The following is a 2,286-nucleotide window of genomic DNA, read 5'->3' on the forward strand; positions in this document are numbered from 1 at the left end:
GTCCGGGGTGGGGAACATCCTGCGCGCGGAGGCGCTGTTCCTCGCGGGCCTGCCGCCGCTGATGCCGGCGTGCGAGCTGGACGACGCGGGCTTCGCGCGGCTGTGGGAGGCGCTGCGGCGGATGCTGGAGGACGGAGCGCGGGATGGGCTCGTCGTCACGCCGGGAGCACCGCCCGCGCCGGGTGAGGACCCGGGGAAGAAGCGCGCGGAGCGCTTCTGCGTGTATGGCCGGGAGGGACTGCCGTGTCCGCGCTGTGGCGCGAAGGTGCGGCGCCAGGAACTGGCGGGCCGTGGACTGTTCTTCTGCGCGGGATGTCAGGGCGTGGACGCGGTGCCGAGGGTTTCGAGAAAGCGCCGGAAAAGCATCAGCGCGGCGTAGCCTCGCACCACCGGCACACTTGCCGTGCACCGGGCGGCGGCGGGACGATGGCCGCATGACCCACGCTCCGGTTCCTTCCTACGTCCACGGCACCAGCACCACCCCGCTGCTCGGTGAGACGATTGGTCAGAATCTGCGCCGCACCGTCGAGCAGTACGGTGACCGCGAAGCGCTGGTGGTCGTCTCACAGGGCTATCGGGCCACGTACCGGCAGCTCTGGGACACCACCACGCAGGTGGCGCTGGGCCTGCTGGCGCTGGGCGTGGAGAAGGGGGACCGGGTGGGCATCTGGTCCCCGAACCGGTACGAGTGGGTGGTGGCCCAGTACGCCACCGCGCGCATCGGCGCCATCCTCGTCAACCTCAACCCGGCCTACCGCACCTCCGAGCTGGAGTACGCGCTCATCCAGTCCGGCGTCAGCGTGCTGCTCTACTCGCGCGGCTTCCGGCAGACGGACTACCGCGCCATGGTCGAGGAGGTCCGCCCGCGCTGCCCCGGCCTGCGCGTGACGATGGTGCTGGACGACGACTGGCAGCTGCTGCTCTCCAACGGAAAGCACGTGAGCGAGCGCACGCTGACGGACCGCGAGGCGTCGCTCCAGTTCGATGACCCCATCAACATCCAGTACACGTCCGGCACGACGGGCTTCCCGAAGGGAGCCACGCTGTCGCACCACAACGTGCTGAACAACGGGTTCTTCATCGGCGAGGCGCTGCGCTACGGGCCGCGGGACCGCGTGTGCATCCCCGTGCCCTTCTACCACTGCTTCGGCATGGTGATTGGCAACCTCGCCTGCACGTCGCACGGGGCCACCATGGTGATTCCGGGCGAGGCGTTCGACGCGCTGGCCGTGCTGCAGACGGTGCAGGCGGAGCGGTGCACGTCACTGTACGGCGTGCCCACCATGTTCATCGCGGAGCTGGACCACCCGCGCTTCGGCGAGTTCGACCTGACGTCGCTGCGCACGGGCGTCATGGCGGGCTCACCGTGTCCGGTGGAAGTGATGAAGCAGGTGCAGTCGCGGATGAACATGCGCGAGGTGACCATCTGCTACGGCATGACGGAGACGTCGCCGGTGTCCACGCAGAGCGCGCTGGATGACCCGCTGGACAAGCGGGTGTCCACGGTGGGGCGCGTGCACCCGCACCTGGAGGTGAAGGTCGTCGACCCGGACACGGGCGCGGTGGTGCCCCGGGGCTCGCCGGGCGAGCTGTGCACGCGCGGGTACAGCGTGATGCTGGGGTACTGGGAGAACCCGCAGGCCACGGCGACGGCGGTGGACAAGGCGGGGTGGATGCACACCGGCGACCTGGCCACGATGGACGAGGATGGGTACCTGCGGATTGTCGGCCGCATCAAGGACATGATCATCCGCGGCGGGGAGAACATCTACCCGCGCGAGGTGGAGGAGTTCCTGCACACGCACCCGGGCGTGAGCGAGGCGCAGGTCATCGGCGTGCCGAGCAAGAAGTACGGCGAGGAGGTGATGGCCTGGGTGAAGACGAAGCCGGGCGTGACGCTCACGGCGGAGGAGCTGACGAAGCACTGCACGGGGCGCATCTCGACGTACAAGGTGCCGCGCTACTGGAAGTTCGTGGACGCGTTTCCAATGACGGTGACGGGCAAGGTGCAGAAGTTCCGGATGCGCGAGGTTTCCATCGCGGAGCTGGGGCTGCAGGACGCGGCGGACATCAAGACGGCGTGAGAATTCGCCTGGCTGCCTGACTGCTGCTCCTGCGACGGTCTCCCGCTGCCAGGCCAGCCTCCCGGCGGGGCCGGTGCCAACCTCCTTCAGCGAAGTCGGGTCAGGGCCTGACGAGCGACGTCATGGAAGGAGTCCCGCGGCAGCGGAGTGAAAGCCGGGCTGCACAACGTCGCGCCTGATTCAGCCAGGACGTCGTAAGGCC

The 2,286-nt window shown here is 68.9% G+C and carries 2 protein-coding genes; both read left to right on the forward strand.

What is annotated here, in order from left to right; translation table 11 throughout:
* A partial coding sequence (locus HG543_RS53190) for a zinc finger domain-containing protein (protein ID WP_281404566.1) occupies positions 1-379 on the forward strand: 379 nt, incomplete at its 5' end.
* Positions 380-434: 55 nt separating this feature from the next.
* A complete protein-coding gene (locus HG543_RS53195; protein WP_169352610.1) occupies positions 435-2,084 on the forward strand; it encodes an AMP-binding protein in 1,650 nt (549 codons plus the stop codon).
* Positions 2,085-2,286 lie beyond the last annotated feature (202 nt).

This window comes from Pyxidicoccus fallax, assembly GCF_012933655.1.
In the GTDB taxonomy this organism is placed as follows: Bacteria; Myxococcota; Myxococcia; order Myxococcales; family Myxococcaceae; genus Myxococcus; species Myxococcus fallax.